This window comes from Bradyrhizobium sp. RDI18, from assembly GCF_043203335.1.
Lineage (GTDB): Bacteria > Pseudomonadota > Alphaproteobacteria > Rhizobiales > Xanthobacteraceae > Bradyrhizobium > Bradyrhizobium retamae.
The window spans coordinates 4,530,027-4,547,663 of the sequence record NZ_JBICRN010000008.1 but is presented as its reverse complement, the minus strand read 5'-3'; the positions used below and the strand labels follow the sequence as shown (position 1 = coordinate 4,547,663).

Annotated in this window: 12 protein-coding genes and 4 pseudogenes; 10 read left to right on the top strand and 6 right to left on the bottom strand. The window is 64.1% G+C overall.

Features of this window, described 5'->3' with window-relative positions:
* Positions 1–18: 18 nt before the first annotated feature.
* Both ACFXS9_RS31090 and ACFXS9_RS31085 read left to right on the top strand, forming a co-directional pair.
* Entirely contained in the window at positions 19–363 is a 345-nt protein-coding gene (locus ACFXS9_RS31090) for a DUF952 domain-containing protein (protein WP_392695559.1), read from the top strand.
* On the top strand, positions 360–1,457 hold the full coding sequence (locus ACFXS9_RS31085) for a quinone-dependent dihydroorotate dehydrogenase (protein WP_392695556.1): 1,098 nt from the start codon (positions 360–362) through the stop codon (positions 1,455–1,457). Before ACFXS9_RS31090 ends, ACFXS9_RS31085 begins: the two co-directional genes overlap by 4 nt.
* A gap of 11 nt (positions 1,458–1,468) precedes the next feature.
* Here the strand turns inward: ACFXS9_RS31085 and ACFXS9_RS31080 are convergent, their stop codons facing one another.
* From ACFXS9_RS31080 to ACFXS9_RS31060, 5 genes and pseudogenes are all read right to left on the bottom strand, one after another.
* A complete protein-coding gene (locus ACFXS9_RS31080; protein ID WP_392695553.1) occupies positions 1,469–2,794 on the bottom strand; it encodes an MATE family efflux transporter in 1,326 nt (441 codons plus the stop codon).
* Positions 2,795–2,796: 2 nt separating this feature from the next.
* Positions 2,797–3,531 carry an MBL fold metallo-hydrolase gene (locus tag ACFXS9_RS31075; protein WP_392695550.1) on the bottom strand — a complete coding sequence of 245 codons (735 nt, stop codon included), beginning with the start codon at positions 3,529–3,531 and terminating at the stop codon, positions 2,797–2,799.
* A gap of 24 nt (positions 3,532–3,555) precedes the next feature.
* The gene (locus ACFXS9_RS31070) at positions 3,556–3,858 is read right to left on the bottom strand and encodes a DUF6460 domain-containing protein (RefSeq protein ID WP_057846243.1); all 303 of its coding nucleotides are present in this window, start codon (positions 3,856–3,858) and stop codon (positions 3,556–3,558) included.
* A gap of 96 nt (positions 3,859–3,954) precedes the next feature.
* Positions 3,955–5,834 (bottom strand): annotated as a pseudogene (locus tag ACFXS9_RS31065) (ATP-dependent DNA ligase).
* Positions 5,831–6,869: pseudogene (locus tag ACFXS9_RS31060) on the bottom strand (ligase-associated DNA damage response exonuclease). Before ACFXS9_RS31060 ends, ACFXS9_RS31065 begins: the two co-directional pseudogenes overlap by 4 nt.
* 139 nt (positions 6,870–7,008) lie before the next feature.
* Between ACFXS9_RS31060 and ACFXS9_RS31055 the strand changes: the two are divergent.
* The 5 genes and pseudogenes from ACFXS9_RS31055 to pdeM all read left to right on the top strand — a co-directional run bounded on the left by ACFXS9_RS31055 (position 7,009) and on the right by pdeM (position 12,930).
* Positions 7,009–7,938 (top strand): methyltransferase domain-containing protein, encoded by a 930-nt coding sequence (locus ACFXS9_RS31055; RefSeq protein WP_392695547.1) that lies wholly within the window; start codon positions 7,009–7,011, stop codon positions 7,936–7,938.
* Between the two features lie 107 nt (positions 7,939–8,045).
* Positions 8,046–9,275 carry an ABC transporter substrate-binding protein gene (locus ACFXS9_RS31050; protein ID WP_392695546.1) on the top strand — a complete coding sequence of 410 codons (1,230 nt, stop codon included), beginning with the start codon at positions 8,046–8,048 and terminating at the stop codon, positions 9,273–9,275.
* A 105-nt stretch (positions 9,276–9,380) separates the two neighbouring features.
* Positions 9,381–9,734, top strand: a pseudogene (locus ACFXS9_RS31045) (hypothetical protein); the annotation flags it as partial.
* 130 nt (positions 9,735–9,864) lie between these two features.
* Positions 9,865–12,207 (top strand): ligase-associated DNA damage response DEXH box helicase, encoded by a 2,343-nt coding sequence (locus ACFXS9_RS31040; protein ID WP_392700114.1) that lies wholly within the window; start codon positions 9,865–9,867, stop codon positions 12,205–12,207.
* A gap of 51 nt (positions 12,208–12,258) precedes the next feature.
* Positions 12,259–12,930, top strand: a complete 672-nt coding sequence (pdeM, locus tag ACFXS9_RS31035) for a ligase-associated DNA damage response endonuclease PdeM (RefSeq protein WP_392695543.1) — start codon at positions 12,259–12,261, stop codon at positions 12,928–12,930.
* Between the two features lie 429 nt (positions 12,931–13,359).
* Here pdeM and ACFXS9_RS31030 read toward each other — a convergent pair whose 3' ends face one another.
* The gene (locus ACFXS9_RS31030; protein ID WP_392695540.1) at positions 13,360–14,223 is read right to left on the bottom strand and encodes a LysR family transcriptional regulator; all 864 of its coding nucleotides are present in this window, start codon (positions 14,221–14,223) and stop codon (positions 13,360–13,362) included.
* 98 nt (positions 14,224–14,321) lie between these two features.
* Here ACFXS9_RS31030 and ACFXS9_RS31025 point away from each other — a divergent pair, with 98 nt between their 5' ends.
* From ACFXS9_RS31025 to ACFXS9_RS31015, 3 genes and pseudogenes are all read left to right on the top strand, one after another.
* Positions 14,322–15,278: a DMT family transporter gene (locus tag ACFXS9_RS31025; RefSeq protein WP_392695537.1), complete on the top strand. Its 957-nt coding sequence runs from the start codon at positions 14,322–14,324 to the stop codon at positions 15,276–15,278.
* A 75-nt stretch (positions 15,279–15,353) separates the two neighbouring features.
* Positions 15,354–16,137, top strand: a pseudogene (locus ACFXS9_RS31020) (MBL fold metallo-hydrolase).
* Between the two features lie 84 nt (positions 16,138–16,221).
* Positions 16,222–17,580, top strand: a complete 1,359-nt coding sequence (locus ACFXS9_RS31015; protein ID WP_392695534.1) for an NRAMP family divalent metal transporter — start codon at positions 16,222–16,224, stop codon at positions 17,578–17,580.
* Positions 17,581–17,637 lie beyond the last annotated feature (57 nt).

The window sequence follows — 17,637 nt, the reverse complement described above, 5'->3', positions numbered from 1 at the left end:
CAGGAAGTCCGGAAAGCGGTGCCCACGATCTATAAAATCACTCCTGCCTCGGCTTGGCGCGAGGCCGAACGGCAGGGCGTCTACCGAGGAAGTAGCGACGATCTGCGCGACGGCTTCATTCATTTTTCGACCGCGTCCCAGGTCGCCGAGACCGCGCGCAAGCATTATTTCGGCCAGACCGGGCTGTTCCTGGTCGCGGTCGACGCCGACGCGCTGGGGGATGCGTTGCGCTGGGAGCGTTCGCGCAACGACGAACTGTTTCCGCATCTCTACGGCGAACTCGATCTCGGCGCGGTGACCGGCATTCTCAACATGCGCGCGCGGTCCGATGGCACGCACGACATTCCGGAGCTACTCCCGTGATCCGCGTTTTCGACGCCTTCTCGCTGCCGCTGTTGCGCTGGTTCGATCCTGAGGACGCGCATCGCATGGCGATCCAGGGCCTGCGGCTACTGCCGTCGGTCAAGCCGCGCGCCGACGACCACAAACTGGCGGTACGCGCCTTCGGCCTGAATTTCCCCAATCCGATCGGCATGGCCGCGGGCTTCGACAAGAGCGCGGAAGTGCCCGACGCACTGTTGCGGCTCGGTTTCGGCTTTGTCGAGATCGGCACGGTGACGCCGAAACCGCAGGGCGGCAATCCGCGGCCGCGGCTGTTTCGGCTCGAGCGGGATGAAGCCGTGATCAACCGCATGGGCTTCAACAATGATGGCGCCGAAGTCGCATTGCGCCGGCTGGCGGCGCGCGCCCACCATGGCGGCATTATCGGCGTCAATGTCGGGGCGAACAAGGATTCGTCCGACCGCGTGGCCGATTATGTCAAGCTGATCGAGACCTTTGCACCCGTCGCGAGCTATTTCACCGTCAACGTCTCCTCGCCGAACACGCCGGGCCTGCGCAATTTGCAGCAAGCGGCTGCGCTCGACGAACTGCTCGCCAAGGTGATCGATGCGCGCGAACGGGTGCGGAAGAATGCCGGGGATTCGCCGGTGCTGCTGAAGATCGCGCCCGATCTCAGCCTCGCCGAACTCGACGACGTCGTGCACATCGCGCGCTCGCGCCGCGTCGACGGCATGATCGTCGCCAACACCACGCTGGCGCGCCCTTCGATCCTGCGTGAACAGGCCCGCGCCAAAGAGCAGGGCGGATTGTCGGGACGGCCGCTGTTTCGACTATCGACCCGCATGGTGGCGGAGACCTATGTCCGCACCGAGGGCGCGTTTCCGTTGATCGGCGTCGGCGGCATCGATTCCGGCGGCGCGGCGCTGACCAAAATCCGCGCCGGCGCCAGCCTGATCCAGATCTACTCGTCGCTGGTCTACAAGGGACTTGGTCTCGTCGACGACATCAAAAACGATCTCGCCTCGACCTTGCTGCGCACGGGGCGTGATTCGCTCTCGGAGATCGTTGGCGCGGATGCAGCGACGATTACCGCCGAGGACTGGCCGGTGAGGTAGATGCGGCCGGGCTACGAGCCAAACGACTTCCTCAACAGCGCCGGATACCGCAGCGCCTCTAACCCACCGCGCGCGGCGTAATGAACCAGTAGCGCGCCCCACAGTCCGGCATTGCCAAACGAGCGCAGCGCAAACCACGCGGTGAGGAAGATCACCAGCGAAGCCACCATGAGATTGCGCATGTCGCGCGCCCAGGTGGCTCCGATGTAGATCCCGTCAAAGGCAAAGGCGAACACGCCGAGCAACGGCGCAAAAATCACGAACGGCAAATAGTCGCGCGCGATGCGCCGCACCTCCGCGTTTGCCGTCATCACGTCGACAAACGCGGGCCCGAACAGCAGGAAGCAGGCGGCGACCGCGAGCGCGAAGCCAAAGCCCCACATGACGACGAGCTTCACGGCGCCTGCGAAGGCCGCCTTGTTGCGGGCGCCATAGGCCCGGCCGCAGAGCTGCTCGGCCGCGTTGGCGAGGCCATCGAGGAAAAAGGCGCCGAACAGCAGAAAATTGTTCAGCACGGCATTGGCGGCGAGCGTCAGGTCGCCGGCACGCGCGCCCTGTGCGGTGAAGAACAAGAACGCCGCGATCAGCGACGCGGTGCGGATCATGATGTCCCGGTTGACCGAGAGCATGCGCATCAGCTTGGCCGGATCGAACAGCATCGCGCGGGAAACCCCGAGTTGCCCTTTCGAAAGGTGGCGGGCGATCTGCAATCCGAGCATCAGGCCTGCGGCTTCCGCGATCAGCGCGGCGATTGCAGCGCCGGCAATTCCGAAGTCGAGCGCCAGCACCAGCACGACGGTCGCCGCCACGTTGATGAGGTTGATCGTGATCTGCGTTCCGAGCGCCAGCTTGGCCCGGGCCTGCCCGACCAGCCATCCCAGCACCACGTAATTGCCGAGCGCCAGCGGCGCTGACCAGATCCGGATCGCGAAGTACGTCTTTGCCGCCTGTGTAACGCTGTCGCTGCCGCCCATCACGCCCAGCAGAATCGATGCCAGCGGTATCTGCAGGGCAATCAAGGCCGCGCCGACCAGTGCCGCGACGATCAGCCCGCGTGCCAGGATGGCGCGCAGTTCCGACGTCTCGCCGGCGCCGAGCGATTGCGCCGTAAAGGCGACCGTGCTCATGCGCAGGAATCCGAACAGCCAGAACATGCAGTCGAACAGCACCGAGGCCAACGCCACGCCGCCGAGCAGCGTGGCGTCGCCGAGCCTGCCGATCGCGGTGGTCGAGACGATGCCGATCAGCGGCGTGGTCAGGTTTGCGACCATCGCAGGACCCGCGATGGCAAACACCTGTGCCGTCGTGACTTTCGATGGAGCTAGGGGCGAATGCATACCTAGAGCTCGACGACCATGCCGTCTTCGGCAGCGGTATAGGGCAGTTCGCCCAGCCGCCCGAGCATGTCGTCGCTCATATGCGTCAGCACCAGCCGTTTCGGGTTGATCTCGGGCAGATGCGCTGCGAGCGTTTTCAGGCTCAGATGGTTCTTGACGATCTTGTCAAAGTAATACGCCTCGGCGACGAACAGGTCGGCGTCGCGCCCCGCTGGGATCAGCGTCTCCGTCCACTCGGTGTCGGCGCTATAGGCAATGACGCGGCCCTCCACCTCGACGCGATAAGCCAGGAACGGCCCGCCGGATTCGCCATGGACGACGGGATAGGGCGTGACTTTGACGTCGCCGAATGTGCGGCTTTGCTCTGGTTCAAGCGCGACAACCGAGAGATCAAAACGCTGTTTTGTCTTCGATGAATGCTCGAACAGCGCTTCCATCAGGCTAGCGAGTTTTGTCTCGATCCCTTGCGGGCCGGCAATGACGAGCGGGCGCGAACGTCGCGTGAACTGCGCATCCAACAGCAGGAACGGCAGGCCGCCAAAATGGTCGCCGTGGAAGTGCGTGATCAGGATCAGATCGATCTCGTCGCGCGCAATGCCGAGCCGCTTCAGCGCCGGCAACGACGATGCGCCGCAATCGATCAGGAAATTGACGCTGGCGCCCGTGACGTGGAAGCAGGTGTTGTACCTGCCACCGGAGCCGAGCGCATCGCCGCAGCCGACAAATCGCAATTGCATCGGCTGCCACCGCCCAATGAGTGACTAGCGCCCACGCGGGGCGCCGAACAGCCGCGACAGCAGCCAGATCGGGACCACGATCACAGCGCCGAGCAGGAAGTAGCGCCACAGCCAGTTGACGGCGTCGAAGCCGAGATCCCACAGCCGCTGGAACAGCATGCGGATACTGTGCAGGATATTCCAGGGATCGAACCCGATGGCGGCGAGCACCACGCCGACCAGGATCGACAACAGGATCAGCCGGAACGCCACCGACAGCGGCGAGCCGCCGAGAAAACGATACAGGCCGTCATGGCTGGCCGGCAGGTCTCGGACGTCGTTGGGCATCGGTTTCTCCTTGCGGGTCGTGCGCATTATAGGCACGGCGGGGCACATGGGGAACCCGCTCATATCAGTCAATGGCCGCCATGCGCCTGCGGAATGTTAATTTGCCGTCACGTCCTTCAACATCCGTTCCAGCGTTTCCAGCCGGTCGGCCTCGCGCGGCGGCTTGTCCCAGCGCAGCCGGCTGATGCGCGGAAACCGCATCGCGACGCCGGATTTGTGCCGCGGCGAGCGCGCCAACCCCTCGAACGCCACTTCCAGCACCAGCCCCTGGTCCGGCTCATGCACGACATGGCGGACCGGGCCGAACTTTTCGGTCGTGTTGCGGCGGACGAAACGGTCGATCTGCAACAGCTCTTCATCCGTGAACCCGAAATAGGCCTTGCCGACCGGCACCAGTTGCTCGCCATCTTCGCCCGAGGTCCAGACGCCGAACGTGTAATCCGAATAATAGGACGAGCGCTTGCCGTGGCCGCGCTGCGCATACATCAAGACGGCGTCGATGATGTGCGGATCGCGCTTCCATTTCCACCACTGGCCCCTGGGCCGGCCCGGCAGATAGGGCGCGTCGCGGCGCTTGAGCATCACGCCCTCGATGGCATCAGCGTCCTCGCCGGCTCCGGCGCTGGCGGGGTCGGCACGCGCGGCTATCAGCGCCTGCCAGCTATCGAAGGCGATCGTCGGCGACAGGTCGATGCGCGGGTCGTCCAGCTTGCGGACGAACACTTCGAGATGCGCCCGGCGCTCGACAAACGGTAATTCGCGCAGGTCGTTCTCGTCGTCGCCGAGCAGGTCGTAGGCGCGCAGGTGGATCGGAAAGTCCTTGGTCAATTTCGGCGAGACGACTTTTCGATTGAGCCGCTGCTGCAATACGTTGAAGGTCTGCACGCGGCCATCGCGCAGCACCAGCAGTTCGCCGTCGATCGCGCCGGGCAGATGCAGCGACGGCACGAGGTCGGGAAAGCTGTTGGTGATGTCCTCGCCAGTTCGCGAGTAGAGCCGCGCCTGCATGTGCCCGCGCTCATCGCGACCGCTTACTGCCTGCACGCGAATGCCGTCCCATTTCCATTCCGCGATGAAATCGGCCGGATCGAGACTGGCGAAATCCGCATCCTCAATCGCATGCGCCAGCATCACCGGGCGGAACGGCGCCGGATCGCGGTTGACCGGTTTTTCGCTGCGGCCTTCCAGCCAGGCGAACAATTCGAGATAGGGCGGGGCGAGCCCCGGCCAGATCAGCTCGATCTCGTGCGGGTCCTTGTCGCCCAAAGCCGCTGCGGCCGTTTTTGCCAGCCGCGCCGAAATCCCGATCCGCATCGCCCCGGTGACGAGCTTTAGCAGCGCCCAGCGGCCGGTCTCGTCGAGCTCGTCGAGCCAGCGCGCGAGCTGGCTTGGCAGTTCGGTCTTGCCGAGCGTGCGAAGGGTAACGACGACTTCGGAGAGGGTGGGAGGAGGCGGGTTGTTGTGGCTGGTTGGGGGAAGGGCGTCATTATCGAGACCACCCGTGTGATACCCCTCTCCCTGACCTCGAGAGCTAGCTTCGCTCGCCTCGGACCCCGCAAGGGGGAGGGAACGGAAAGAGTCTTGTCTTTGGCCTTCGATTTGATTTGCGGTGACCACTCAGCCCGCAACTGCGCTCCCTCCCCCCTTGCGGGGCAGGGCAGGGGAGAGGGGTGGCCCAGCAATGACTCGCCATAATGATCTCCGCCCTTCGGCCACATCAGCGCGACCGTCTCGGATAAGTCGCCGACATAATCATAGGACAGTCCGAACAACACCGGATCGGTACGATCCATGATCAGGTCACGAACAAGCCCCGGCTTCGCATGTTTGAACGACAGCGCGCCGGTCAGCGCCGCCAGCGCGTAGCCGCGGTCGGGATCGGGCGTGTCGCGGAAATAGGCGGTGATCAGCCGCAGCTTGTTGTTGCGGCCGGGCTCGTAGGCGAGTCGGTCAAGCAGTTCGGCAAAGCGGTTCATGTCTCGGCCTCGTCGGCCGCCACCACCTCGTGTTCCTCCTCATCACCGTAGCCGACCAGATCGAGCGGCCGCGCGGCAAGCCCGCGCGCCTTGCACCAATGCACCAGCGCGTCTTCCTGGCCGTGCGTGACCCAGACCTCGCCGGCGCCGGTGGCCGCGATGGTGGCGGTCAGCCCGTCCCAGTCGGCGTGGTCGGAAATCACCAGCGGCAGTTCGACGCCGCGCTGGCGGGCGCGCGCCCGCACCCGCATCCAGCCCGAGGCAAACGCCGTGACCGGATCGAGGGAATCGCCGCGTCCAAATGTCAGAGGTAGCCGTCGGCGGCGCCAGCGTGATGGTGCCGGCGAGATCGGCCTTCTTCATGCCCTTCACCAGCCGCAGCTCGCCGAGCGCTACGCCGCGGCTCTCATAGTAGCGCGTGATCCCTTCCATCGCGCCATGCAGATAGATCGGCGCGTCGTAGCCTTGCTCGCGCAACAGCGCGATCACGCGCTGCGCTTTGCCGAGCGAATAGGCCCCGACCAGATGCGCGCGTTCCGGAAACAGCGCGACGGACGCGAGTAGCTTTTTCACTTCATCCGCCGCATCGCCATGGCGGAACACCGGCAGGCCGAAGGTGGCTTCGGTGATGAAGACGTCGCAGGGCACGACTTCGAATGGCGTACAGGTCGGATCGATCGCGTCCTTGTAGTCGCCGGATGCAACGATGCAGAGGTCCTTGCAGGAAACGGCGATCTGCGCCGAGCCCAGTACGTGGCCCGCCGGGTGAAACTTGATCTTGACGTCGCCGAGGCGGACCTCTTCGCCATAGCGAATCGCCTGGGTGGTCGCAGCAAAATTGTCGCCATAGCGCAGCCGCATCATGTCGAGTGTTTCCTGCGTGGCGAGCACGGCGCCATGGCCGGGCCGGGCGTGGTCGGAATGGCCATGGGTAATTACGGCGCGCTCGACCGGGCGAACGGGATCGATATGGAAGCCGCCCGGCTTGCAGCACAGGCCGGCGGCAACTGGCAACAGGATGTCATGCGGACGCATCCGGCTTATATAGGGCGTCTTCCGGCGATGTTCAGCCGTGTGATGATGCGCGGGCTTGACCCGCGCATCCATCTTTAGAAGAGTCTACTTTTTACGATGGATTGCCGGTCAAGCCCGGCAATGACAAGCTTCGGAACCCATGCCTGCCCGCCTGTTTCTGTCTTCCGGCGATCTGATGGCCGACCGCCGGTTCGAATTCGCGCGCGATCTGCAATCGAAGGGCGACCTTGCGGCCGCCGCCGATCTGCTGATGCAGGCGATCGAACTAGCGCCGAATTTCACGTCCGCCTGGTTCACGCTCGCCGATATCCGCGAGCAACTCGGCGAGCATGACGCGGCGATCTCGGCGTTTCGCCAGGCCCAGGCCAGCGATCCCGGCGACCGCCGTGGCGCCGGACTTCGATTGATGCGGCTCGGCGCCGAACCGTTGACCGGCATGCCGCAAGCCTATGTGCAAACGCTGTTCGACCAATATGCGTCGCGGTTTGAATCCTCGCTGGTGGACGATCTCGGCTACCGCGGCCCGGCACTGTTGTTCAAGGCGGTGCTGGCGGTGCGATCAGCCGCTCGCAAGCCGGCGTTCTTCAAGCGCGCGATCGACCTCGGCTGCGGTACCGGGCTGGCGGCGTCGGCGTTTGCCAGGGAGGTCGATCATTTCATCGGCGTCGATCTGTCACCGCGCATGGTCGAGCGGGCGCGCGCCACTGGCCTCTATGCGGAGCTGGAGGTCGCGGACATGCTGCAGGGCCTGCGCGCGAGGAGGGAGGCCAGCGCCGACCTGATCCTTGCCGCGGACGCCATGGTTTATGTTGCCGACATCGCTCCCGTGCTGGCGGAAGCAGCGCGCGTGTTGGTGCCGGGCGGCGGTCTCATCGCCTTCACCACGGAAACCCATGACGGTGAGGATGTCAGGCTCGGGCGGGGCCTCCGCTACGCGCACGCTGCGGCTTACGTGCGCGCGACCGTCGAGGGGTGCGGCCTGCAGTTATCCCGCCTCGAAGAATTATCTGCCCGCAACGAGGATCATGCGCCGGTTCCGGGCCTGGTCGTCGTCGCCGCGAAAACTTGAGTCTAGGTGCTACGCATACCGCGAATGGCGGGATTGCGTGCGACATGTCAGCTATTGCCAGGGACACCGGAATGCCTGATCAAAGCTCCCATAAGGGAGAAACAACAATGAACAAGAAACAGACTCGCCGTGAATTCGGCGCCACCGCGCTCGCTACCGCTTTTGCATCAACGCTGCCCGCGCCCTTCGTCTGGGCCGCCGAGAAAAAATACGATCCGGGTGCGAGCGACACCGAAATCAAGATCGGGCAGACCGTGCCGCATTCCGGCCCCGGCTCGCTCTACGGCGTGCTCGGCCGCGTCGGCGAGGCTTATTTCCAGATGCTGAACGAGAAAGGCGGCATCAACGGACGCAAGGTGAAATTCCTCTCCATGGACGACGGCTACAGCGCGCCGAAATGCGTCGAGGCGACGCGGCGGTTGGTCGAGCAGGAGGAAGTGCTGGCGCTGTACGGCTCGCTCGGCACCGCGCCGCAGACCGCCGTGCACAAATACCTCAACTCGAAAGGCGTGCCGCAGCTCCTGCTCAATACCGGCGCGTCGAAATGGAACGATCCGAAGAACTTCAAATGGACCATGGCAGGCCTGCCGCTCTATCCGACCGAAGCGCGCATTCTCGCCAAGCATGTCGTGAGCGTGAAACCGAACGCGAAGGTCGGCATCCTCTATCAGAACGATGATTTCGGCCGAGATTTTCTGACGCCCTTCAAGAAGGTGCTGGCCGATGCCGGCGGCACCGCCAAGGTGATTACGGAGCAGACCTACGATCTGACCGAACCGACGATCGATTCGCAGATCATCAATCTCTCGAAGTCCGGCGCGGATGTTTTCTACAACATCTCGACCGGTAAGGCGTCATCGCAGTCGATCCGGAAAGTCGCTGAACTCGGCTGGAAGCCGCTGCATCTGTTGTCGGCGGGATCGACGGGCCGTTCGATTCTCAGTGCCGCCGGCTTCGAGAATGCCACCGGCATCGTTGCCATCCGCTACGCCAAGGAAGTCGGGGTGCCGCGCTTCGAGAAGGACCCGGACGTGATGGCATTCGAGGAGCTGCGCAAGAAGTACCTGCCCAATGTCGACCCCGATAACACTATCGCCTTTGCCGGTTACGGCCAGGTGGTGGCGATGGCGGAGATCCTGCGCCGTTGCGGCGACGAGCTCACCCGCGCCAACGTTCTGAAGCAGACCACGACACTGGCGGGCTTCCATTCCCCCTACATGCTGGACGGCGTGACCTATAGCTACACGCCGGAGGACTACACACCGATGAAGACGCTCTACATCTCCATCTTCAACGGCAAGGACTGGGATATTTCCGACAAGCCGGTGACGGAGTAGGGGGACGGCGTTCCCCGGATGCTGCGCAGCGCCAACAGCGCGTTTACGCGCGTCTTTGACGCGCTATGCCTTGCGGCGTGGTGCGCTGCTGATCCGGGGTCCACAATGCTGCGGCAGGTCCCGGTTCTGCGGCGCAGCGTTGCACGCTGCACCGCGCCCGGGACACGAGAAGAGCGGGGCGAGGTGACTTCCGAGGCCCTCGACGAACCCGCTCCAACGGCTTACCTCTTTGCCGTGCCGTCGCCCGATCCCTTGCCCCTCACGCCGCTTGAAACGGCTGCGCTGCTGCCCGACCGTTTCCGGCGCTGGTTCGCCGCGCGCGGCTGGTCGCCGCGCGAGCATCAATTGGCGCTGCTGGCAAAGTCCCGCGACGACCGTTCGGCGCTCTTGATCGCGCCGACCGGCGCCGGCAAGACGCTGGCGGGCTTTCTGCCGACGCTGGTGGAGTTGAGTGCGGCATCTTCCAACCTCCCCTTGAAAGGGGAGGTCGGCGCGCGCCTGAGCGCGACGGGTGGGGGTCAGCCGCGGGTACGGAGCAAGCGGCTGACCCCCACCCCGGCCCTCCCCTTTCAGGGGGAGGGGGCTTGAGCTGCAAACTCGCTCCAACCTCATCTCCACTGGCCGCAGCGTGAAACGCACCGGCGGTCTCCACACCCTCTACATTTCGCCGCTGAAAGCGCTCGCGGTCGACATCGCGCGCAATCTGGAGACGCCGATTGCCGAGATGGGGTTGCCGATCAAGGTCGAGACCCGCACCGGCGATACGCCGGTGTCGCGGCGGCAACGGCAGCGGCGCTATCCGCCGGATGTTCTGCTGACCACGCCGGAACAACTGGCGCTGCTGCTGTCGTCGGACGATGCGCCGTTTCTGTTCTCCTCCCTCAAGCGCATCGTGCTCGACGAGCTGCACGCGCTCGTCACCTCGAAACGCGGCGATCTGTTGTCGCTTGGCCTGGCGCGGTTGTGGCGCCTGGCGCCGGAAATGCGCGCGATCGGACTATCCGCGACGGTAGCCGAGCCGGAATCGCTGGCGCGGTTTCTGATGCCGCAGCGCGACGGCAAGGACGTGTCAGCTGATATCGTCGTGGCCGGTGGCGCGGCGGCGCCCATCGTCGAGATGCTCGACACCAAGGAGCGGTTGCCTTGGGCCGGCCATACCGCGCGCCATGCGCTCGGCGAAATGTATGATCTGATCCGGCGCAACAAGACCACGCTGATCTTCGTCAACACCCGCAGCCAGGCTGAAATGCTGTTTCAGGAATTCTGGCGCATGAACGACGACGGCCTTGCCATTGCCCTACATCATGGCTCGCTCGACGTCGCCCAGCGCCGCAAGGTCGAGGACGCGATGGCGGCAGGAAAGCTGCGCGGCGTGGTTTGCACGTCCTCGCTCGATCTCGGCATCGACTGGGGCGACATCGATCTCGTCATCAATGTCGGCGCGCCGAAGGGGGCCTCGCGGCTGATGCAGCGGATCGGCCGCGCCAATCACCGACTGGATGAACCCTCGCGCGCGGTCCTGATCCCGGCCAATCGTTTCGAGGTGCTGGAGTGCCGCGTCGCGATCGATGCCATTGCGGAGAATGCGCAGGATACGCCGCCGTTACGTACTGGCGCGCTCGATGTGCTGGCGCAGCACGTGCTCGGCTGCGCCTGCGGCGAGCCGTTTTTCTCGGATGATCTCTATGCGGAGGTCCTGACCTCGGCGCCCTATTCCTTGCTGACGCGAACCGATTTCGACGATGTCGTCGATTTCGTCGCCACCGGCGGCTATGCGCTGAAGACCTACGAACGCTTTGCGCGCATCAAGCAGGACAAGCAGGGTCGCTGGCGCGTCGCAAATCCAAAAGTGCGGCAGAGCTATCGCCTCAACGTCGGCACCATCGTCGAAGAGACTATGCTGAAGGTCCGCCTGGTGCGCTCGCGCAGCGGCGGGTCCGGCTCGACCGGTGCGCTCGGCCGCGGCGGACGGATGCTGGGCGAGATCGAGGAAGCCTTTATTGAAGGCCTCGTGATCGGCGACACGTTTGTGTTCGGCGGTGAAGTCGTGCGCTACGAGGCGCTCGCCGAGGACGTGGTCTACGTCTCGCGCGCCAACGACAAGGACGCGAAAGTGCCGTCCTATATGGGCGGCAAGTTTCCGCTTTCGACTTATCTGGCCGAACGCGTGCGCAAGTTGCTCGACGACCGCCGCGCGTGGAATGCCTTGCCCGATCAGGTGCGCGACTGGCTGTCGCTGCAGAGGGATTTTTCTCGCGTGCCGGCGGTGCGTGAGCTGTTGATCGAAACCTTTCCCCGCGGCAACAAGCATTACCTCGTCTGCTATCCCTTCGAGGGCCGGCTGGCGCACCAGACGCTCGGCATGCTCTTGACACGGCGGATGGAGCGGGCGCGGGTGCGGCCGCTCGGCTTCGTCGCCAACGAGTATGCGCTGGCCGTATGGGGCCTCGGCGATATGTCGTTCATGATCCGGCACGGCAAGCTCGATCTCAACGCGTTGTTCGATCCGGACATGCTGGGCGACGACCTCGAGGCGTGGCTCGCCGAATCCGCATTGATGAAGCGTACCTTCCGCACCTGCGCCATCATCTCCGGCCTGATCGCGCGGCGCTTTACAGGCGAGGAAAAATCCCGCCGCCAGGTGCTGTTCTCGACCGACCTGATCTACGACGTCTTGCGCAAGCATCAGGCCGACCACGTGCTGTTGCGCGCCGCGCGCGCCGATGCCGCGACAGGCCTGCTCGATCTCAAGCGTCTGGGTGATATGCTCTCGCGTATTCACGGGCGAATCAGCCATCGGGAACTCGAACACGTTTCGCCGCTCGCCGTCCCCGTGATGCTGGAAATCGGCCGCGAGTCAGTTTATGGCGAAGCAGGCGATGAGTTGCTGGCGGAGGCCGCCGACGAACTCGTCAAAGAGGCGATGGGATAGACGGGAAGGCACGTGACGGCAGGGGCGCAGTCTTCGGGAGACGATCAACAGATGCGCGCCTCGAAGGTCATGGTTGCCGACGTGACGTTCCGCGCCGACCTCTCCGGCGCGCTATTCTGGCAGGAGCAGCGCCTGCTCGTCGTCTCCGACCTGCATCTGGAAAAAGGCTCTAGCTTCGCCGCGCGCGGCGTGCTGCTGCCGCCTTATGATACGGTGGCGACGCTGAGCCGGCTCGCCGCCGTCATTGCCCGGCACGACCCGCGCATGGTGATTGCGCTCGGCGACAGTTTTCACGATCGCGACGCGCATCGGCGGCTGTCGGCGCCGGATCGCGACGCGCTGTCAGCGATGCAGGCGCGGCGCGACTGGATCTGGATATCGGGCAATCACGATCCGGCCCTGCCGCCCGACCTCGGCGGCACGGTAGCGAACGAAGTCGCGATCGGGCCGATCGTGTTCCGCCATGAGCCGACGGGGGCGGCGGGTGAAATCGCCGGCCATCTACATCCCAAGGCGCGCGTCACCACCCGCGGACGATCGATGGAGCGGAGGTGCTTTGCCAGTGACGGCGAGCGCGCCGTGATGCCCGCCTTCGGCGCCTATGCCGGGGGCCTGAGCATACGCGATCCCGCGTTTTCAAAGATCTTTGGCGCGCCCGGCTTCATGGCCCACGTGCTCGGTGACAACCGCGTACACACCATCGCGGCGTCGCGGTGCTATTGAGAGAGCGATCATGCTGCCCTCGCTTCATGACGATTTCCTCGTCGCGTATGACGTGAACTGCGAGACTCGCCAAATCAAGCTTTACGCAAAGCCTGACATAAAAGCCCCAAGAAACGAAGAGTGGTCGGCCTGCACTATCGTTTTCAACGGTGTTGAAGGATACCAATTTGAGGACGATGCGTTCGGCAACTTCATCTATTCATTGGACGCTATTCCCGTTGAGCAATTGCTAGCTGAATTTGGTGCACAGATAGCGGAGTCCTATCATACGCGGGTGCCCCCGGTCCTTGGGCCGCGGATCTGGCTTCCGCGTCCCAATTGCTCATCGCAAAGGGCGTGCAGGGGTTCGTCCTAAGATCGTCGTATGGCCTTTCTGGCTGGGTACTCGCCAAGGAAGCGTTGGTCGAGCAGACGTAGTCCGCCGGTTAACTACGCCGCTTTTGCTTGCACGGAGTCGCAGAACTCAGCGAGCCGATTAGCCAACCGCAACGTCGCGGGGCTGGCGTCGGGCGAGGCCACCAGTGCCACCTCGGTCTTGTCGATCGGCGCGAAACCATCTTTGGCCGTCAGCACGCGATGCTCAGCCTGGATCGCGATCTCCGAGAGAATGCTCAACCCCATGCCGGCGGCAACCGCGGCCTGGATGCCGGCGAGGTTGGAACTGGTATAGGTCATATGCCAGGCGCGGCCGGCGCTTTCCAATGCATGGATCGCGCCCGCCCGGTACAGGCAGCCTGTCGGAAAACCGATCAGCGGCACCGAGCCTGTACTGGTATCGCGCGGGCGGCTCTTGCTGGTGACCCAGTGCACGCGCTCCGGCCATACCGCGATGCCGCCCTTCTCGCCGGCCATACGCTTGAACAAGGCCAGATCGAGTTCGCCGCGCTCGAGGTCGCGCTTGAGATTTGCGCTTTGATCGGCGCGCACGTCGAGCCTCAGGCCGGGATGCGAGCGCGAGAATGAAGCGAGCAATTTCGTCAGCCGATAGGCGGCAAAGTCCTCGGGCACTCCGAGCCGCACCGCGCCTTCGCTATCGGGGCGCGCCACGACGTCGCGCGCCTCTTCGGCGAGCGCCAACAGCCGCCGCGCATAGGACAATAGCCGCTCGCCGGCCTCCGTCGGCGTCACGTCCTTGCCGTTGCGGTTCAACAGCGGCTGGCCGACATCGTCTTCCAGCCGCTTGATCTGCTGGCTGACGGTCGATTGCGTGCGGTGGACGCGCTCGCCGGCACGGGTGAAGCCGCCGGCATCGACCACGGAGACGAAGCTGCGCAGCAGTTCGAGATCGAGCATGTGAATGCTCCATTTATAAATCAACTGATCATCAGTCTATCATTTAATTTCTAAATATCAAGGCGCGGCCCTAGATCAGGGGTGAAGGAGACTATTCCATGTCGCTCGCCCCTTCGGTCGCGGTCCCCCGCGCCGGCTTCAATCTGTTACCGCTCTATATCGGCCTGTTCTGTCTGCTCTGGAGCTTTGCCTTCGTCGCCGGCAAGGTCGGCGTCACCGACTGCCCGCCGCTGATCCTGCTCACAGCGCGATTTTCGCTCGCGGGAGTCCTGATCCTCGGCATCACGGCGCTGCGCGGCGAGGCATGGTCCTCGCTGACCTGGCGCGACGCCGGCATCTTCGCGATCCTCGGCGTTGCCAACAACGCGCTCTATCTCGGCCTCGGTTATACCGGGCTGCAGACGGTATCGGCCGGCCTCGGCGGCCTGATTGTCAGCGCCAATCCGGTTTTCACTGCTGTGCTTGCGGCGTTGTTTCTCGGCGAGGCGCTGACCTGGCGCAAGGTGGCGGGACTCTTGCTCGGCATCTCCGGCGTCGCCTTCATCGTCTGGCACCGCATGTCGGTCGGCACGGATAGCTTTCACGGCATCCTGTTCACACTCGCGTCGTTGGCCTCGATCGTCGTCGGCACCATCCTGTTCAAGGTGCTGGCGCCGAAAGGAAGTCTTTGGGTCGGAAATGGCGTGCAGAATCTCGCAGCGGGCGTCGTGCTGCTGCCGTTTGCGTTCACGCTCTCCAGCCTCAGTGACATCGTGCCGAGCGCGCGGCTCGCCGGCGCGTTCGCTTTCCTCGTGCTCGGCGGATCGATCCTGGCTTACCTGCTCTGGTTTCACCTCTTGAAGGTCTGCGGTGCGACGGCCGCGAGCGCCTATCACTTCTTGATGCCGCCGCTCGGCATGCTGTTCGCCTTTCTCGTGCTCGGCGAACACGTCGAATTGCGCGACCTGCTCGGCATCGTTCCCGTAGCGCTTGGCATTTATCTGGTGACACGTCCCGCCGCGGCGGCCGGTCAATCCCGAGCGTCGGTTCTGATGAAATCAGAATCGAAGCTCTAAATTTTCGCTTTGACGCGTTTTCGTCACGCGAACCGGAATCCACTTCGCTCGAAAACGCTATGGAAGGAGCAAGTCATGACAGTAACCATCACCCTGATCGGCGGCCCGACGGCGCTCATTGAAATCGACGGCTTCCGCTTGCTCACCGATCCGACGTTCGACGAGCCCGGCGCCTATCAACTGCCGCACGTGAAGCTGGAAAAACTGATCGGTCCCGCCGTCAGCGCGCATGATATCGGCGAGGTCGATGCCGTGCTGCTCAGCCATGACCAGCACTCGGATAATCTCGATCATTCGGGACGCGATTTTCTCAAATCCGCCAAGCGCGTGCTGACGACGGAGGTTGGCGCAAAGCGGCTCGGCGGCCATGCCGAAGGCTTTGCGCCGTGGGCATCGACCGAACTGACCGGCAAGAACGGTCATTCGCTGACCGTCACCGCGACGCCGGCGCGTCACGGCCCGGCGGGAATCGAGCCGCTCGCGGGCGACGTGATCGGCTTCGTGGTTTCGTCGAGCAGGCCGGGCAGCCGTCCGATCTACATCAGCGGCGACACCGTCTGGTACGACGGCGTTGCTGAAGTGGCGAAGCGGTTCAAGGCCGGCGTGGTGCTGCCGTTCGCGGGCGCGGCGCAAACCCGCGGGCCCTTCCACATCACGATGGACACCAACGATACGATCGAAACCGCGCGCGCATTCCCGGACGCGGTGATCGTGCCCGTACATACCGAGGGGTTGGAAGCATTTCCGCCAGAGTGCGGACGATCTGCGCGCCACCTTCGATACGCTGGGGTTTGGACCGCGTTTACGCATTCTGGAGCCGGGCGTAGCCACAATCATCGAGCCGCTACGCGCCGCGTGACGGACCACCAGGAGGCAACGGACAAGCTCGTGGTCAGGAACCTGTGCCCGTCAGGTTCGTTGTTGCCGGGGCCGGACCCTTGGCATGTCAGTTCGCAACAAGTCGCATCGGAAGCGCCACGCGCATACGGGAACCGGCAATAACAATCCGGCGGCGCAGGCCAAGGCACATCGTTCGTTTCGCTTCCGTGATGCTCTGAGAGCGCTAGGGCCGGGCCTGATCACCGGCGCGTCCGACGACGATCCGTCGGGAATCGGCACCTATAGCCAGGCGGGCGCACAGTTCGGTTACGGCATCGGCTGGACCATGCTGCTGACGTTTCCGCTGATGGCGGCGATCCAGGAAATCTCCGCGCGCGTCGGCCGCGTCACCGGGCATGGTATCGCAGGCAACGCGGGCCGGCATTATTCGCCGTCGTTGCTCAACGTGGTGGTGGCGTTGCTGTTCATCGCCAACACCATCAACATTGGCGCCGATCTCGGCGCGATGGCGGACGCCACCAAACTGCTAATCGGCGGCCACAGCATCTTCTACGTATTGCTGTTCGGCGTGACCTCGGTCGCGGCGCAGATCTTCCTCGACTACAGGCGTTACGTGTTGGTGCTGAAATGGCTGACGCTCAGCCTGTTTGCCTATGTCGTCGCGCTCGCCTTTGCCAAGATTTCGTGGGGCGAGGCGCTCGCCGGCATTCTCGTTCCGCGCCCGGCCTGGAGCGTCGATTATTTCACCACCATCGTTGCCATCTTGGGCACCACGATCTCGCCCTATCTGTTCTTCTGGCAGGCCTCGCAGGAAGCCGAAGATCAGCGCGTCGACAAGGCGAAGCGGCCGCTGGTCGAAAAGCACTACGGCGCGCAGAAGGAATTCAATCGTATTCGCGCCGACACCATCGTTGGGATGGCGTTCTCCAACCTGATCGCATTGTCGATCATCGTAATGGCCGCGGCGACGCTGCATGCGGCCGGAAAGACGGATATCCAGAGCTCGGCGGACGCGGCCGAAGCCCTGCGTCCGATCGCCGGCGCGTTCGCTGAAGCGATTTTTGCACTCGGCATCGTCGGCACCGGGTTGCTGGCAATTCCGGTGCTCGCCGGCGCCGCCGCCTATGCCGTTGGGGAGGGACGGCGATGGCCGGTCGGGCTCGCGCGCAAGCCCAAGGCCGCCGCCGCGTTCTACGCGGTGCTGGCGCTCTCGGCCGGCATCGGCATCGCGTTGAACTTCACCCCGATCAATCCGATATCGGCGCTGTACTGGAGCGCGGTCATCAACGGCGTGCTCGCCGTGCCGGTGATGGTGCTGCTGATGCTCATGGCCCGCCGCAAGGACGTGATGGACCGCTACGTCATCAAGGGCCCATTGTATTGGCTCGGATGGCTGTCTACCGCGGCGATGCTGCTCAGCGTCGTCGCGATGGGGGTGGGGTTTTTTGCCGGGAAGTCGTGATCGTGTCCCGGACGCGGTGCAACGCAAAGCGGTGCACCGCAGAGCCGGGACCCATCC

What these genes read in the sequence shown, in the direction of transcription:
- ACFXS9_RS31015 (WP_392695534.1), top strand. Translation starts at nt 16,222, where the DNA reads ATGTCAGTTCGCAACAAGTCGCATCGGAAGCGCCACGCGCATACGGGA.
- ACFXS9_RS31080 (WP_392695553.1), bottom strand. Translation starts at nt 2,794, where the DNA reads ATGCATTCGCCCCTAGCTCCATCGAAAGTCACGACGGCACAGGTGTTT.
- ACFXS9_RS31070 (WP_057846243.1), bottom strand. Translation starts at nt 3,858, where the DNA reads ATGCCCAACGACGTCCGAGACCTGCCGGCCAGCCATGACGGCCTGTAT.
- ACFXS9_RS31075 (WP_392695550.1), bottom strand. Translation starts at nt 3,531, where the DNA reads ATGCAATTGCGATTTGTCGGCTGCGGCGATGCGCTCGGCTCCGGTGGC.
- ACFXS9_RS31025 (WP_392695537.1), top strand. Translation starts at nt 14,322, where the DNA reads ATGTCGCTCGCCCCTTCGGTCGCGGTCCCCCGCGCCGGCTTCAATCTG.
- pdeM (WP_392695543.1), top strand. Translation starts at nt 12,259, where the DNA reads ATGCGCGCCTCGAAGGTCATGGTTGCCGACGTGACGTTCCGCGCCGAC.
- ACFXS9_RS31030 (WP_392695540.1), bottom strand. Translation starts at nt 14,223, where the DNA reads ATGCTCGATCTCGAACTGCTGCGCAGCTTCGTCTCCGTGGTCGATGCC.
- ACFXS9_RS31050 (WP_392695546.1), top strand. Translation starts at nt 8,046, where the DNA reads ATGAACAAGAAACAGACTCGCCGTGAATTCGGCGCCACCGCGCTCGCT.
- ACFXS9_RS31055 (WP_392695547.1), top strand. Translation starts at nt 7,009, where the DNA reads ATGCCTGCCCGCCTGTTTCTGTCTTCCGGCGATCTGATGGCCGACCGC.